This is a genomic window from Streptomyces kronopolitis, assembly GCF_014646275.1.
Classification (GTDB): domain Bacteria; phylum Actinomycetota; class Actinomycetes; order Streptomycetales; family Streptomycetaceae; genus Streptomyces; species Streptomyces kronopolitis.
In genome coordinates this window covers 1-551 of the sequence record NZ_BMND01000125.1, presented here as the reverse complement: position 1 = coordinate 551, position 551 = coordinate 1, and the positions used below count along the sequence as shown (strand labels likewise).

Sequence of the window (551 nt, the reverse complement as noted above, 5' to 3'; positions counted from 1 at the left end):
ATTGCCTAAAACAATAGGCCCATCTACAGCGTTTAAAACTTCGCGCACAATAATGCCATGCCCGCAACCCGGACAAAGCAAGTGCGAGCCTTGGAATTTTTCAGCGCTTTGGCTAAAACCTTTGAGTGTTTTGACTTCTTTTACCATGATATTTCCTTTTTAAAAAAAGCTCATTTTAGGGCCACGCAAGCCTACGAATTGTTGGGTAGGGTGCGTGAGCGTTCCTTTAAGAGCGTCTTCATTGATTTCTTCAAAAATTTCGCATAAATGCGCGATTGTCATATCCCTTTCGCCTAAACCATAGATATAGTTAGACACCACGGGGTGTTTAGTCCCTTGCGTTTGATACACCGTGCTCGTTACTTCATTAAACATCGCCCCCATAGCACCCGCTGGAGAGCTCTTGTCTAAAATCGCTAAAGCTTTAAGGTTTTTCAAATCCTGCCCTAATCTTTCATAAGGGAAGGGGCGCAAGGAATGGATAGTCGCCACGCCGGCCTTAATGCCTTTTTTACGCATTTCTTTAGCCGCTACGATCGCTGATTCATAAG

General features: G+C 44.3%; 1 protein-coding gene. It reads right to left on the bottom strand.

The genetic code is table 11. The features are described from left to right. Positions 1-159: 159 nt before the first annotated feature. A partial coding sequence (locus IEY78_RS35445; RefSeq protein WP_229700352.1) for a hypothetical protein occupies positions 160-551 on the bottom strand: 392 nt, incomplete at its 5' end.